Source organism: Acinetobacter sp. SW-226 (assembly GCF_055632855.1).
In genome coordinates this window covers 1298753-1315174 of the sequence record NZ_CM145752.1, presented here as the reverse complement: position 1 = coordinate 1315174, position 16422 = coordinate 1298753, and the positions used below count along the sequence as shown (strand labels likewise).

Sequence of the window (16422 nt, the reverse complement as noted above, 5' to 3'; positions counted from 1 at the left end):
AAAGTCTCTTTGCCTGTTTTTTCATTTTTGTGTAGTTTTTGACGATATGATTCAATTTAAAAACATTTCAAAGCACTATCAGCTAAAAGGCCAAACCATTCCTGCACTGGACCAAATCAATTTGGACATTCCAGAAGGCAGTATTTTTGGCATTATTGGCTATAGTGGTGCAGGTAAAAGTACCCTCATTCGATTGATCAATTTACTTGAACGCCCAACCCAAGGCCAAGTGATTATCAATCAAAAAGACTTTACTGCATTAGATGCAAAAGCATTACGTCAAGAACGTGCAAATATTGGCATGATTTTCCAGCATTTCAATTTACTGCAGACCAAAACTGTTGCAGCCAATATTGAAATGCCAATGAAACTTTTAGGTTATAGCAAAGCTGAACGTGAAAAACGTTTAAATGAGCTACTTGAGTTTATTGACCTCAAGCATAAAAAAGAAGCTTATCCAGACGAGCTCTCGGGTGGTCAAAAACAACGTGTCGGTATTGCTCGTGCGCTTGCCAACCATCCTAAAATTTTACTTTGTGATGAAGCAACTTCTGCACTAGACCCACAAACCACCAAGTCGGTCTTAGACTTGCTCAAAAAAATCAATCAAGAGCAAGGCATTACCATCGTCATGGTGACACATGAGATGGATGTAATTCAAAGCATCTGCTCACATGTGGCCGTGATGGAACTCGGCAAAGTGGTTGAAACTGGAAAAACAGTGGACTTGTTTAGTCGTCCACAACATGCAACAACGCAGAATTTTATTCAAACCATTTTGCATCAACAGTTACCGATTAAACTGCTGAATAATTTGGAACATAAGCACCATCACAGTATTTATCGCTTACAGTTCCTTGGTCAATCTGCACATGAAACCGTGATTCAAAATTTAATTAAACAGTTTGATATTAGTCTCAATATCCTATTTGCCAACATGATTGAAATTGATGGCAATGTGATTGGCCAAATGTTTGTTCAGTTATTAGGGGATGAAACTTTAATTACTGAAGCAGTGGAGTTTTTAAAACAGCATGGTGTGGCTGTTGAGCAATCAGGAGAACTGGCATGAGAGATTTAATTGTCCAGTGGTTAACTCAAATTACCGCGCCGTTTTGGAAAAGTTCACTATCTATTGATCAGTTCATTACCGCTTTGCAAGAAACCTTTCACATGGTGTTTTTTGCAATGCTATTTGGCTGTATTTGGGGCTTTATTCAGGCCATCATTTTATTGGTGACACGCCCAGATGGTATTTTGCCCAACAAAGCGATTTATCACATTCTTAACCCGATTGTGAATGCCCTGCGCTCTCTACCCTTTATTATCTTGCTCATTGCAGTTCTACCTTTAACTAAACTGATCGTAGGCACCTCGATTGGCACGTGGGCGGCAATTGTTCCTCTTACGATCTATGTTGGACCCTATATTGGTCGTTTGGTCGAAACGTCATTGCTTGAAGTGAATGAAGGAATTATCGAATCTGCTCAAGCCATGGGCGCAACGCCACTACAAATCATTTTTAAGTTTATTTTACCTGAAGCACGTAGTTCACTGATTTTGAACTTAACCACAGCCACGATTAGCTTAATTGGCGCAACCGCGATGGCTGGTGCAGTAGGTGCAGGTGGTATTGGTGACCTTGCTATTTCTTATGGTTATCAACGTTTTGATACTAGTGTTGTAATACTCACGGTGATTGTGCTGTTGATCATGGTACAAATTGTACAATCCGTTGGAGATTGGCTGTCTAAACTGCGTTAACAAAATTAAGCTCTCAATATTGAGAGCTTTTTTTCAGATTTAAATTTTATATAATGACAACACAAAGAATTCAAAATTACGACTTTAAAATCATCACCATGAAAACACCCATTTTATTTCTAAGTATAAGTCTTTTGCCGATACTCAGTCATGCAGTGGCAAATACGTATGACTACGTCACCAGTGTGAAAGTGAATCAGGTCGAACTGAATGCCCCTGTGACAGCACATCAAGTCAGTCAATTGCTCAATCCAGCGAATGGAAAAGTCAGCAAGCAATATGCCGAATGTACAGGCAACTATGAATACAATATTACAAGTACTCAACCCAAAACCCTAAAGTTTGAAATTTTTAACGAAGATAATCCCAAGATTCAGGCCGAAAAATTCTATAAAGACAAAGCGAATTTTAAACAACTCGGTCAAATCAAAGGCCGTGTTTGGCTTGACTGGAAAAGCACTCAAGGGATGAGCGAAAACATACGCGTACAAAATATTCAGATCACGCCGAATTATACTTTGCAGCAATTTAAACAAGACTTTAAATACAGTGCACACGGCATGGCAGCATCAGGTGAAGCTCAAGTTCTGCTCTTACAGCCCAGTGAAATCAAAGCTTTTTTGAAAGAACCACAAGACTTTGCCCCACCCTACACGGCTTATCTCAACTTCGGTTTTAAAAATGGACGGCTAAACAGTTTTGCCATTCAGCAAGCGGTGGCCTGTTAAAATCTTTTTATGCCAAGAACAAGGACTGCCATTGCCTTTTCTAAGTTGTTTTGAACTTACTGACAATAAAATATACAGTCCAAACGCTAGATGCTATTAAATTTTGCCAATTCATTTGAATCGCACTCAGAATGAAGGCAGAGCATGTTAAACTATTTAGCGGTTTTTGCAGGGACTCACTTATGCACTTTGTACATCTTGGTATTCATACAGAATTTTCAATCACAGAATCAATTGTACGTATACCTGATTTAGTCAAAGCTGCTAAGGCAGAAGGTATGCCAGCCCTTGCCATTACTGACCTATCTAACTTACATGCTGCTGTAAAGTTTTATGGTAAATGCTTAGATAATGGCATCAAACCAATTATGGGTTCAGAAGTTCGTTTGAACGATGCTGAACATCGCGTGACATTATTGGCAATGAGCAATGTTGGCTGGCGTAATCTAACCGAACTGGTTTCAGAAGGTTTTATCCGCGGTCAACAGCTTGATATTCCTTGCGTTGCAAAAGACTGGATTTTAGAGCAAAACCATGACCTGATTGCCCTACTTGGCATGCAATCTGATGTCGGCAAAATGCTCTGTACATCGAATCCGCAAAAAGCCGAACCTTTACTCGAAGAATGGATTGCAAAATTTGGCAATCGGGTTTATTTGGCTCTATGCCGAACAGGCCGTTCAGGCGAAGATGACTTCAACTATGAAGCATTAAAACTGGCTAAAAAATATAACATAGGTGTGGTTGCGCACAACGATGTGCATTTCATGAAAGAAATGGACTTTGAAGCACACGAAGCCCGAGTCTGTATTGCCGATGGTTATGTATTAGGGGATAACCGCCGACCAAAAAATTACTCTCCAGAGCAATATTTTAAATCTGGCCAACAAATGGCGGAATTATTTGCAGACATTCCCTCTGCAATTGAAAATACTTATCAGATTGCCAAACGTTGTAACGTTACCCTGCAATTAGGTAAATACTTTCTGCCTGACTACCCTATTCCTGAAGGCCATACCATTGACACCTACTTTGCACATTTATCCAAAGAAGGTTTAGAAGAGCGTTTAGACTTTTTATATCCACCAGAAACGCGTGATGAATATTGGCCTGAAAAACGTAAAGAATATGATGATCGTTTAGAGTATGAAATCGGGACCATTCTTAAAATGGGTTTCCCGGGCTACTTCTTGATTGTCATGGACTTTATCCAATGGTCCAAAGGTAATGGCGTGCCCGTTGGTCCAGGCCGTGGTTCAGGTGCAGGTTCGTTGGTTGCCTACAGCTTAAAAATTACAGATCTCGACCCTCTCCCATACGGGCTACTTTTTGAACGCTTCTTAAACCCAGAACGTGTTTCAATGCCTGACTTCGACGTCGATTTCTGTATTGCTGGTCGTGATCGTGTAATTGACTATGTGGCGCGTACCTATGGACGCGATGCAGTATCACAAATTGCCACTTTCGGTACCATGGCAGCCAAAGGTGCTATTCGTGATGTGGCACGTGTCTTGGGTAAATCCTATGGTTTGGCAGACCGAATCTCAAAAATGATTCCGACCAAACCTTTAGGTTTAAGCCTCGAAGAGTCGATTGAAGCAGAGCCACAGCTGAAAGACATTGTCACCAATCCATCCAACCCAGACAATGACGATGCGGCTGAAATTTGGGAAATGGCATTAAAACTCGAAGGCATTACCCGTAACACAGGTAAACACGCAGGTGGCGTGGTCATTTCCCCGACTAAAATTACCGACTTTTCTGCCGTGCTGTGTGACGCAGATGGTACAGGCCGTGTTGCGCAGTATGATAAAGACGACGTTGAATCTGCTGGTCTAGTAAAGTTCGACTTCTTGGGTCTACGTAACTTAACGGTTATTGAAGATGCCGTGAAGAATATCAATAAGCGCATTAAGCTCGATGTGCCTTTAGACATTGCCTTCATTCCGCTTGACGACAAAGATGCATACCTCATCTTTGCCAATGCCAACACTACAGCCGTCTTCCAGTTTGAATCCGTGGGCATGAAAAAAATGCTCAAGGAAGCACGTCCAAGCAAATTTGAAGAAATTATCGCCTTCGTATCCCTTTACCGTCCGGGTCCGATGGACCTGATCCCGGACTTTATCCACCGTATGCATGGTGGTGAGTTTGAATATCTCCATCCCCTACTTGAAGGTGTACTTGAACCGACTTACGGCATTATGGTTTACCAAGAACAGGTGATGCAGGCAGCACAGTATTGTGCGGGCTATAGCTTAGGTGGTGCGGACTTACTACGTCGTGCGATGGGTAAGAAAAAGCCCGAAGAAATGGTCAAACAGCGCCAAATTTTCACGGAAGGTGCAGCCAAAAAAGACATTGATGAAGCAACTGCCAACCATATCTTTGACTATATGGAAAAGTTCGCAGGTTATGGCTTTAACAAATCACATGCCGCAGCTTATGCACTGGTTGCCTATCAAACCGCATGGCTCAAAGCGCATTATCCAGCTGAATTCTTAGCAGCAGTGATGTCATCGGAAATGCAAAACACCGATAACGTGGTGTTCTTGATTGATGACTGTCGACACAATGATATAGATGTATTGCCACCTTCGGTCAATATGTCTATCTATCAATTCCATGCTTCGGACGACAAAACGATCGTCTATGGACTCGGTGCAATTAAAGGCGTCGGTGAAGCCGCGATGCAGTCAGTCATTGACTCGCGTATCCAAGATGGGCCGTATCGTGACTTGTTTGATTTCTGCCATCGTATTGATCTGAAAAAAATCAATAAACGGACTTTAGAAGCATTAATTCGCTCAGGTGCTTTAGACTGCCTCGGCATTGAGCGCTCCAGTTTAATGGCGCAACTTCCAGAAGCAGTACAAGCGGCGGAGCAAGCTCGTTCAAACCGTGAAACAGGCATCATGGACTTGTTTGGTGAGGTTGAAGAAGTACAGCGTAAACCTGCCAAACCTGTGAAACCGTGGTCAGATGAAGTCCGTCTCAAAGGTGAAAAAGACACCTTAGGTTTGTATTTAACTGGTCACCCAATTGATGTATACCGTACAGAGCTGAAAGCATTTATTCCAAATAAAATCAATGAACTCACCCCTACACGTCGTGGGGTAACCACTGTTTTTGCTGGTCTTGTAGTCGATGTAGCCAACTTTCCAAACCGAATGATGGTCACCTTAGATGATGGTACCTCCCGAATTGAAGTCTCTGCGAATCATGAACGCTTTATGCGTTTTAAAGACATCATTCAAAATGAAAAAGTGGTGGTGATTGAAGGTGAAATTTACGAGCGTGAAGGCTTTGACCGTCCAATGGGACGCTTGACCAAAGCATTTACCCTAAATGAAATTCGCCAAAAACGTGCCAACTGTATTCAAATTCGCCTTGACCCAACGCATAGTACAAAAGCACTGAACCAAGATTTGAAAAATATTCTTGCACCCTTCTGTAATGTCGATATGTGTAATCACATTCCGCTACAATTACTGTTGGACTACCCGTATGCCACAGCTGAATTGCACTTAGGGATCAATTGGAAAGTGGCACCGCTAGATGAACTGCTGTCTAAACTTCGTGACTATTTTGGTAAAGAAAATCTTCATGTGGAATATCAAGTCAAATCTAAAGCTGCCAAAGCGGTCAGCTATGAAGAAGCCAAACCCGTAGATGTACCACCGCCACCTGCGGATATGAGCATGGATGATGCCATGGACTTATATCAGGCTGAGGTCGGTCAGTTCTCTTAAATATTTTCAAATTTTAAAATTCATTGGAAAAATCATGAGCCAATTTGACAATGCCGCTGTTTCAGCGCATCTCTCCCATGTGCGTATTGTCATGGTCAATACTACACTCCCTGCGAACATTGGAAGCGCATTACGTGCCATGAAAACAATGGGACTCTCAAAGCTAGTTTTGGTTGCGCCAAAAACCTATCCACATCCCGATATTGATGCTTTAGCAGCGGGTGCAACTGATTTAATCGCGCAGATTGAAATTGTTGAAACCCTTGCCGATGCCATCAAAGACTGCCATTTAGTGTTTGGTACCAGTGCACGTAGTCGTACTATTCCTTGGCCTTTGCTAGACGCACGTCCTGCGGCAGAAAAATCAATTTCAGCAGTGGTGAATGATCAACAAGAGGTTGCTGTGGTCTTTGGTCGTGAAGACCGCGGACTGACCAATGAAGAACTGGCGATGGCCAACTACCACGTTACTATTCCAGTCAATACAGACTATGGCGTACTGAATGTAGCCCAAGCTATTCAGGTCATCTGTTATGAAATGCGTATGGCAACTTTGGCTGCTGTAGAAAGTGGTGAAGATGAAACTGCAACCATGCCTGTGACAGATACAGAGTCCATGCAGTGGGATGAGCCTTTGGTCACACATGAGCAAATGGAACAGTTCTATCCACACATTGAAAAAATGTTGGCTGAAATTGAATTTTTAGATCCAAAAAATCCACGATTATTGCCTTTACGCTTGCGTCGCCTTTTTGGACGTATACAATTAGATCGTATGGAATATCATTTACTTCGTGGTATTTTTAGTCGTGTACAAGCCTTAAATAATGGCACATGGAAAAAGTCAAATACGGATCAAATAGAGGATCAATCTAATGCTTAAACAGCTCAAAGAAGATGTACAAGCTGTATTCGCGCGCGATCCTGCAGCACGAAACACTTTAGAAGTTCTAACCACATACCCAGGTATCCACGCGTTGATCATGCACCGTATGGCGCATGAATTATGGAAAAAAGGAATGTAAGGGCTCCGCACGCTTATTGTCTTCTTTCAGCCGTTTTGCAACAGGTATTGAAATTCACCCAGGTGCTAAAATTGGTCGTCGTTTTTTTATCGACCACGGCATGGGCGTTGTGATTGGTGAAACAGCTGAAATTGGCGATGATGTAACCCTCTATCACGGCGTAACTTTAGGCGGTACAACTTGGAATAAAGGCAAACGCCATCCGACTTTAGAAAACGGCGTAGTTGTTGGTGCAGGCGCTAAAATTTTAGGCCCCTTTACGGTCGGTAAGAATGCGAAAGTTGGCTCAAATGCAGTTGTGACAAAAGCAGTACCTGCCGATACCACTGCCGTTGGCAACCCAGCGCGTTTCATATCAAAAGATAAACCAAAAGATGAGGCTGAAACACATCGTCGTGATTATGCAGAAAGTATCGGCTTCCAAGCTTATGCTGCAACGCAAGACCAGTCCGATCCTATACTTGAAGGCATGCGCGTCCTGCTCGACCGTATACAATTGAATGAAAAACGGATGAACACCCTGTGCCAACGTTTGTCGTTACTTGATCCAACCTTTAAAAAACAGCAACAAAATGAACAACCCTTTAGTGCTGAAGAACTGAAAATTTTGGAAGACGTTCGCCGTGAATGTGAAGCTCAAAGCACTCCATCAAATGATTAAACATGAAAAGTGTTAGTTTTTGAAAACCAGCCTATAGCAAGCCTTGCATGTTCCTCAGAGTTTTCTTAGACTGACGGACATGCCTTTTACACCACTTCTTAAAATAATGAATGGATGAACCTTATGATGCTTAAACCCTTAGCGGTTGCTGTACTTACAGTGTCGTTTTTAACAGCGTGTAGCACAACCCCACCGAAAAATAATAACAATACCATTGTGTTTACTGAGCCTGAATTAACTGCACCGTTTTACGCATTAAATCCATTTAACTATGATGCGCCTCCTCCGTTTGAAATTAATTTAAAAAAGGCTGCTTCACAACCTGTAACCAAGATGGAAGTGACACGTTCTGATGATCCATCGAAGAAAATGGTTTTAGACACCAATAAGTTGATTATTCCAACTGTTAACAGCAAAGAACGTCAGTTGAAATACGCGGTGCTAGCAGGTGACAACGAAGTCGACATCACTGAAATTGATGACTTCTTGCAGTTGGTTGAAGGTAAAGCACGCCATTACCCACCTCGTTTTACAGAGCGCCAAGAACGTAAGGGTTTTGAGTCAAAACTAAAAGAAGTGACCCAGCAGTTAGATACGTTGGCATCAAAAGACAATGCATCATTTGATGTACTCATTCGTGCATTCAAAGCTAGCGTTATGGCTCGTAATTTAGACTTAGGTTCCGTGTATACCACCAAATCTTTAACTTATGCTCAGCGTATTTTAAAGCTTAATCAAGAAGACCCTGAAGCAAACTTCTGGTTTGGTTTTGCCCTGTCTGAAGGGGGTGGTCAACGTGAAGCTATGCCGTATTTAGATAAAGCCATAAAGTCTGGTGTTCAAGAAGCTTATTTAGCGAGTGCAAATAACTACATCGCGATGGAACAGAAGAAGAATGCGGTGCAAACGCTGAAAAACTACAAGTTGAAATACCCTCAAGAAGCTGAAGTTGCAGATCGCTTGATTACTGAAATTGAGAAACAAGGCCGTTGGAATGTTTGGCAAGTATTAAATACGAGCAAATAATTCGCTACTTTTGTAACACACTCTAAAATAGACCGAACTTTTCGGTCTATTTTTTTTGAGCGAATTGATAAATCCGAGAATTATCGTATGATTTAAAAAATTCAAAAAAATAGATCGCAGTAGACTCGTTTATGCCTAAATACATCCGTAGCACCTTAATGCTCACTGCTCTGATTTCTATCTTGAGTGGTTGCCAAGTGGTCAGTGTAAAAAATCAATCACTGAACGTCACCATTAATAACGAACGTGAAAGTATTTTAACGCGCGATAAACTCAGTGAAGCAAGTCTGAATGTGTTATCTATGACAGGCAGAGAAGCCAAAGTCTGTTCTGAACAGCCTGAGGAATGTGTGAACGAACTCAAACAAATTCCCCAAATTCAGGATGAGCAATTACTATCAACGGCAAGTGAACTTTATCTTGCCAAAGCACTTTCTTTAGAAAAATCATCGGCATGTAAAATCAGTATTTTGGCTAAGACGCAGTCAGAAGAAAAAAAGGCTGTTCAAAAACAAAATTACCAAAACTGTTTAGATCAACAACTCGGCATGCTCGATAAAAGTATTCGCTATAGTTATGCTTATATGTTTAAAACTAAACGTGGCCCACAAGATCGAATTTTTGATAACCGTCAAGTACAACTTCGAGACTTTTATAACCAAGCAATTGCCAAACTAGTTAGTGCTTATGGTTTACGTTATGAGCCTTCAGATGTTACGACCCAAATCCAAGTCGGCAAAAGCATTTATCGCATTAATTTCGACAAATATTCACTTTTAAAAAATCAAAAAATTGAACAACTCATGTCGACGTATAATTTGAACTTTTCAGGTTTGCGTTCAATTACCCGTCGAGATGGATTTGGTTCTGAGTTTTTAATTGTACTGCCTGCAGAACCTCACGACATCTCACCTGAAAAAACAAAATATATTGTTGATCCATTACATCATCAGTATACAAATGGTCATAATCCCAATATTCATAATGCTCGTTATTTAGCAGCGACCATCACAGCCCAACCTCGTTCTGCGGCAAGTGTGGATGAAATCTTAAATAGTCCAGAGTTTGAGATGACAGCCTATGATCCATATAAATATGAAACTGCTGAAATAGCTGGAAAGACTTATCCACTGGCAGCAAATTTTTCAGCACCATATGGCTTATGGCTGGCACAAAATAATCTAGGTAAGTCTGCTTATTTGTCACTGATAGATCGTGATGAACGCCTGACCATGCCTCATTTGTATATGCTTGAACCTTATAACCCGAACAAGAAAGTCATCGTTCTTATTCACGGTCTTGCAAGCAGTCCTGAGGCATGGATTCGTCTAACCAACGATGTAATGGGTGACCCTGTATTGCGAGAGCATTATCAAGTGTGGCAGGTTTTCTACTCCACAAACATGCCTATTTTGGAGAGTCGCTTTCAAATTTATGCAGTGATCCAACAAGCGTTTAGTCAAGTCGATAACAAAGCTTCTGCAAAAAAAGACGCAGTGCTGATTGGGCATAGCATGGGAGGCATTATTGCACGGCTTTTAGTCAGTGATGCAGACTTAACATCTGCAGCAATCAAATTACTTCCAGATTGGCGCGCCAAACAATTTAAAAATGATCCATTATTTAAATCACGCTTAGATATTCAGCCAATTCCAAACTTTAGTCGTGCCATTTTCTTGGCAGCACCACATCGAGGAACAGAATTTGCTGACCGTTGGTTTACCCTTGCTGCGCGTAAAGTAATTAAACTACCGGGTGCTTTTTTAGGTGCATTAACTGATGTATTACAAAGTAGTGACCCTGATCTACAAGCATTTATCAAAGATATAGATAATGGGTTAATTCAAAATGGCCCAAGCGACCTCAGTAAAAACTCTAAATTTACTCAGTTAACTAAAAATATTGTTCCGTATAAGGGGATGAAATTTCACAGTATTATGGGGAATATGACCAACAGTAATGATATCAATGTGATTACTGATGATGTCGTACCTTATACCAGTGCCCATCTGGATGGGGCATTGTCTGAGAAAATTATTAAAGGTGGACATTCTATTCAGGAAACCCCTGAAGCGGTACTTGAGTTGCGCCGTATTCTGCGACTACACCTTACAGAATTGGGACTATATAAACCTTGATCATAAAAAGCCTAAACTTTTGTTTAGGCTTTTTTATTTAGTTCGTTTATATCAACAGTTGAGTCGTTAATAGGTACAGCCAACTACAATACTTCTCAACCCTTGTATTTGTGGGATACTACAATTTTTATTTAAACAATCCCACCATTGACCCGAAGTATTTGGGCATTGACCCAATTACTTCCTTCATTGACTGCAAAATCTAATACAGCAGCAATATCCTCAACTGTACCTAAACGCTCTAAAGGCGCCGCCTGAATTAGCCGTGCAATCAGTTCATCACTTTTCCCTTCGAGAAAAAGCGCTGTTGCTGTTGGCCCTGGTGCAATCGCATTCACCGTAATATTTTTACCTCTTAACTCTTTGGCTAAAATCGCAGTTAAAGACTCTATGGCAGCTTTTGACGCAGTATAAACACCATAAGTCTCAAGCTTCATACCCACAACACTGCTGGATAAGTTAATAATTTTACCGCCATGAGCCAAGCGCTTGGCCGCTTCACGCATGGTATATAATGGTCCTTTTAGATTGATTGCCAAAAGTTGATCAATCGTTTCATCATCCACGTCTTCAATTTTATTGAGTCGCATAATGCCTGCATTATTCATCAGCACATCCAGTCTGCCATAAGTCTGAATTGCATAATCAAATAACTGAGTCACTTCATCTGAATGGCTAATATTTGCCTTAAATGCTGTTGCTGTTCCACCATTCGCTTGAATTTTTTGCACCACAGCATTTGCCTCTTGATCATTATTGGCATAATTAATGATGATGCTATGTCCTTGCTGGGCCAATAAACTTGCTGTAAATGCCCCTATACCTCTTGAGGCCCCTGTAATTAAAATTACTTTTTTCTGTTTTTCTTGCACTGCTGTATTCATTGATGACCTCATCGAGTGAAACTTACCATGGGATACGTTCTATGATACTGTTCATAAATAGCAAGATAATCTAGCCAGTTCTGACATCTTTATCCGAATTAGCCGAACAAAGGATCTACAAAAAGATGGATAAGTTAAATGCGCTGTCTGCTTTTGTACACGTTGTAGAGCAACAAAGCTTTACCAAGGCTGCACAGATACTGAACTTACCCCGTTCAACTCTCACCGATGCCATTAAGCAACTGGAAGTACAGCTCAACACACGCTTATTATTTCGTACCACGCGTCAGGTAAGAACAACTGATGAAGGTCAAATTTATTACGAACGTTGTAAGTATATCTTGGACTATATCAATGAATCAGATCATGATTTTCTCAATGCAAAACCTCAAGGAACCTTAAAGATAGAAGTACATGGAGTGTTTGCTGCGTATTTTATTTTACCTCATCTGCATAAGTTTCAAAGTGAATATCCTGGCATTCAGGTACAACTGACAGAAAGTGACCGCTATGTCGATGTGATTAAGGAAGGCATTGATTGTGTTATTCGTATTGGACAACTGAACAAGAGTGAACTAATTGTAAGACACTTAGGTCATTTGCAACAAATAACTCTTGCGAGTCCAAGGTATTTGGAAAAGCACGGTACTCCAAATCATTTAGATGATCTGCATGAGCATTTTATGGTGGGCTTCTATTCAAGTGCACGCCAGAAACATCTGCCACTCGAATTTATCATTCAAAACAAAACGCAACTTTATGACTTGCCTTTCAATATTCAAGTCAACGGAGCAAATACCTATTCAGCCGCAGCCCAACAGCATTTTGGGATTATTCAAGTGCCTCACTATGCTCATATCAAAGTGCTAGAACAAGGATTGCTTTGCCGAATTTTAGAACACTATACTGTACCGTCTATGCCTGTGTCTCTGCTCTATCCGTCTAAAAGATTGGTTTCACCTAAACAAAAAGTCTTTATTGAATGGATATTACAATTGTTTAAGGATCATCCCATCGTATAATCTTGGGTCTTTTTATGAATCAATATTCAACCTAGATAAGCAAGAAAATACCAATACCTTATCTTTCCAAAAATCGTAGCCCCACGCCTGCAATGGTAAAAATATATTTTGGAGTGATCGCAGAATCTCTAATTTTGGTACGGAGTTTTTTCACCAAGATTCGAAGATAATGGGTATCGTCTTCATGGCTAATGCCCCATAACTCGGTCATAATTTGCTTTTGCGTAACGATCTTACCCTGATGGCGAATCAATAGTGCTAACAGTTGAAATTCCTTTTTTGTGAGAACAATTTCTTCATTCGCGAACCTCACTACGTGTTCAGCCACATCCACAGATAATTGACCATCATCAAATACAATATTCTGTTCAGACTGTTGTGGTTTATTACGAAACATCACTCGAATACGGGCGCATAATTCCTGAATGCTAAACGGTTTGGTGACATAGTCGTTTGCACCTGCATCGAGCAATTTAATTTTTTGATTTTCATCAGGACGGGCAGATAACACAATCACAGGAATATCTGACCATTGCCTCATCTCGGTCAATACCTGCTGTCCTTCCATATCCGGTAAACCCAAATCTAAAATCAGTAAATCCGCACCTCGTGTTGCCAAAATTTCTAAGCCTTTCATGCCATTTTCAGCAACATGCACCTGATAACCTTGCGCACGTAAAGCAATGTCTAAAAATTTTCGAATTTGGGGCTCATCATCAATAATCAGAATTGATGCATTTGGATAAATTGTTTGCGGCATAAAAGATCGTTTAACCCTGATGTAACGGTAATCGTATGCGAATTAAGGTGCCTTGACCATCTGTTCCAGCAAAAGCTTCGATACTGCCCATATGTGCGCCAATAATGGCTTTGACAATCGCTAGTCCTAAACCTGTCCCCGTTTTACCTCGATCACCGCGTTGCATGGTGTAGAACATATCAAAGATTTGCTCGCGTTCATCTTCGGGAATGCCAATCCCTTTATCGATAATGTCAATTTGCAGAAATTGTTCCTCTTGCTGAATCTTCACTTCAATCGGAACATCATTTGGTGAAAATTTAGCGGCATTTTCCAAGACATTAAAAATGGCTTGTTCAATCAAAGCAGGATGCACATACAATTGCGGAAGTTCTTCCGCCAAAGCAACTTCGATTTTCACCTCAGGCTGATAGCGTTTCAGTCGTTGAGCTGCCGAGCCAATCAGTTCATCTGCACCGATCCAAGCACGACTTAAAGTCAAACCCTGATGACCTAATCGAGTCATATCCAACAGGTTTTGTATATAACGATCCAGTCGTTCCCCTTCAATGTGAATAGTGTCTAATAATTCATGGCGATCGCTTTCAGGCATCTGTTCGCCATAATATTTAAGCGTATCTGCTGAACCAATCATCGCTGCTAAGGGTGAACGTAAATCATGCGATACTGAAGAAAGCAAAGCTGAACGTAGCTTTTCCGTTTCAGCCACTACTCTAGAATTTTCTAACTGTAACGAGAGTTGTACCCGAGCAACAGTTTGCGCAATATCTTCAATCATCAACTCAGTTAAACGCTGCAATTCAAAACTGATGGTCTGAGCATTTTGATGAAAGCGAATTGCAATTACGCCATATTCTTTCACTAAATTCAGTGGAATAAACCACCATTCAGAATTGGTCAGTGTGTTGGTAAAGCGTCCACAGGGTTTCGCATTCTTCTGCGTCCAATCTGCGGCTATTTGATCTTTTTCATTTAAAGCAGAGACATCACCCAAAGACTGATTTTCAACTTTTAACCAGACCGTCGCATTTAATGAGGTTTCCAGATGTTGTTTAGCGACGGTTAATACCTGTTCAATATCCACGCAGGTCGATAGCTTTCTTTCCAATTCTTGCAACTGTAATGAGACTGAATTTGCAGCACGTAAACTCAAGACCTGCGCACGTAATTGGTTGGCTAAACGCCCGACCAGTAAGGCTGAGACAATAAACGTAATGATGGTAATCACGCCTCGTTCAGCGCTAATCATAAAAGTAAATCGAGGTTCGATAAAAAAGTAGTTGTAGAGTAGAAAACAAATGAATACGCTGATAATCGTGATCAACATGCGGGCGCGTATCGCAACCAACAATACAGTCACAATAAAAATTAAGGCTAAATCACTATACCCAATAAAATGATCACTGATTGCTGCCACAATCAGTCCTAGCAACACAATGATAATACTTTCAAACACTTCACGTTGATTAAACGCTAAACCTTGTTCCAGCCAAGATGAATGAGCCACATCTTTCTGCAAACGCTTTTCATTATTTTTGGCTTTTAAAGGCTGAACAAAGGTGATTTCAAAAGGGTGCTGTTTCTCTAACAGTTGATCGGCAATATGATCTGAGAATAGGCGCTGCCATAACGATTTTTGAGGGCTCTTGCCAAGCAAAATATTCGATGCACCATAATCATAAGCTGCCTGTAAAATGGTCGATGCAATATGATCGCTATAGAGTAAATAAGTGTCTGCACCGAGCTTACGTGCTAGATTAAAAGCCTTTGTCACTGCAAAGGCTTGGGGCGTTTCAACATTACTTTTTTGAATCGAAATGACGCTCCACGTTGCATTGCGTCTTTCCGCAATCCGATGAGCACGGCGCACCAAATCTTCTGAAAACTCAGAACCATCTATCGCCAACATGACATGATTTTGAATCGGAATGATCTGCCCTTGTGCAACAAACTTTTCTCGATAATCAATATCGACCTGCCCTGCAACAGTTTGAATTGCCAGATCACGTAACGCTGTCAAATTTGCAGCTTTAAAAAAACCTTGTAATGCATGAGGTGCAACATCGGCGAAATAAATCTTGCCATGATTCATCCGTTCTAATAATTCAGGAACAGGTAAATCAACCAGTCGAATATCTTTCAAACGTTTCAGTAATGCATCGGGGACGGTTTCAGTGACCCGAATCCCCGTAATTTGAAAAACCACATCATTCAGACTTTCCAAATGCTGAATATTTAAGGTGCTATAGACATCAATGCCTGCATCCAACAACTCATTGACATCTTGCCAACGATATTCATGCCGACTATTGGGTACATTGCGATGGGCAAGTTCATCAACAAGTACAATTTGAGGCTTTAATTTAAGAATTTGGTCGAGATCCATCTCGTCTAACATTCGCCCTTGATATTCCACAGACTTTCTTGGAATAACATTGAGCCCTTGAATCAAAGCTTCGGTGTCAAATCGACCGTGAGTTTCCACCACACCGACCACCACATGCTGCCCTTGCTGCATCAGTTCATGCGCTCGGGTCAACATGGCATAGGTTTTCCCGACTCCAGGTGCTGCACCCAAGAAAATGGTCAAACGTCCAGATTGTTCACGTTGACTATGTGCCAACCATGCATCAGCTTTGTTATTACGGTCGATCTGCATAAT

Annotated in this window: 11 protein-coding genes and 1 pseudogene; 9 read left to right on the top strand and 3 right to left on the bottom strand. The window is 41.1% G+C overall.

The window, feature by feature from the left end; translation table 11 throughout:
* Positions 1 to 46: 46 nt before the first annotated feature.
* The 8 genes and pseudogenes from ACZ8ZH_RS06265 (at position 47) to ACZ8ZH_RS06230 (ending at position 11094) form a co-directional block, all read left to right on the top strand.
* Positions 47 to 1072, top strand: coding sequence for a methionine ABC transporter ATP-binding protein (locus tag ACZ8ZH_RS06265; RefSeq protein WP_086207756.1), 1026 nt, complete (start codon positions 47 to 49; stop codon positions 1070 to 1072).
* Complete coding sequence (locus ACZ8ZH_RS06260) at positions 1069 to 1764, top strand: methionine ABC transporter permease (RefSeq protein ID WP_086207757.1); 696 nt, start codon at positions 1069 to 1071, stop codon at positions 1762 to 1764. Before ACZ8ZH_RS06265 ends, ACZ8ZH_RS06260 begins: the two co-directional genes overlap by 4 nt.
* A gap of 98 nt (positions 1765 to 1862) precedes the next feature.
* Positions 1863 to 2492, top strand: coding sequence for a hypothetical protein (locus ACZ8ZH_RS06255; RefSeq protein ID WP_119063204.1), 630 nt, complete (start codon positions 1863 to 1865; stop codon positions 2490 to 2492).
* A gap of 182 nt (positions 2493 to 2674) precedes the next feature.
* Entirely contained in the window at positions 2675 to 6244 is a 3570-nt protein-coding gene (dnaE, locus tag ACZ8ZH_RS06250) for a DNA polymerase III subunit alpha (RefSeq protein ID WP_119062915.1), read from the top strand.
* Between the two features lie 34 nt (positions 6245 to 6278).
* Positions 6279 to 7127 carry an RNA methyltransferase gene (locus ACZ8ZH_RS06245; protein ID WP_119062916.1) on the top strand — a complete coding sequence of 283 codons (849 nt, stop codon included), beginning with the start codon at positions 6279 to 6281 and terminating at the stop codon, positions 7125 to 7127.
* Positions 7120 to 7930: pseudogene (gene cysE, locus ACZ8ZH_RS06240) on the top strand (serine O-acetyltransferase). Before ACZ8ZH_RS06245 ends, cysE begins: the two are co-directional and overlap by 8 nt.
* Positions 7931 to 8053: 123 nt before the next feature.
* Entirely contained in the window at positions 8054 to 8956 is a 903-nt protein-coding gene (locus tag ACZ8ZH_RS06235; RefSeq protein WP_119062918.1) for an ABUW_2363 family tetratricopeptide repeat lipoprotein, read from the top strand.
* A 131-nt stretch (positions 8957 to 9087) separates the two neighbouring features.
* Positions 9088 to 11094, top strand: coding sequence for an esterase/lipase family protein (locus ACZ8ZH_RS06230; protein ID WP_086207762.1), 2007 nt, complete (start codon positions 9088 to 9090; stop codon positions 11092 to 11094).
* A gap of 131 nt (positions 11095 to 11225) precedes the next feature.
* On the opposite strand, the gene ACZ8ZH_RS06225 is transcribed toward ACZ8ZH_RS06230, so the two are convergent.
* Positions 11226 to 11978 (bottom strand): SDR family oxidoreductase, encoded by a 753-nt coding sequence (locus tag ACZ8ZH_RS06225; RefSeq protein WP_110975249.1) that lies wholly within the window; start codon positions 11976 to 11978, stop codon positions 11226 to 11228.
* 125 nt (positions 11979 to 12103) lie between these two features.
* Between ACZ8ZH_RS06225 and ACZ8ZH_RS06220 the strand changes: the two genes are divergently transcribed.
* A complete protein-coding gene (locus tag ACZ8ZH_RS06220) occupies positions 12104 to 13000 on the top strand; it encodes a LysR family transcriptional regulator (RefSeq protein ID WP_086207764.1) in 897 nt (298 codons plus the stop codon).
* 58 nt (positions 13001 to 13058) lie between these two features.
* Here ACZ8ZH_RS06220 and ACZ8ZH_RS06215 read toward each other — a convergent pair whose 3' ends face one another.
* Together ACZ8ZH_RS06215 and ACZ8ZH_RS06210 are read right to left on the bottom strand one after the other, a co-directional pair.
* Positions 13059 to 13760, bottom strand: coding sequence for a response regulator (locus ACZ8ZH_RS06215; protein ID WP_119062919.1), 702 nt, complete (start codon positions 13758 to 13760; stop codon positions 13059 to 13061).
* Positions 13761 to 13770: 10 nt separating this feature from the next.
* On the bottom strand, positions 13771 to 16419 hold the full coding sequence (locus ACZ8ZH_RS06210) for a sensor histidine kinase (protein ID WP_119062920.1): 2649 nt from the start codon (positions 16417 to 16419) through the stop codon (positions 13771 to 13773).
* Positions 16420 to 16422: the final 3 nt, after the last annotated feature.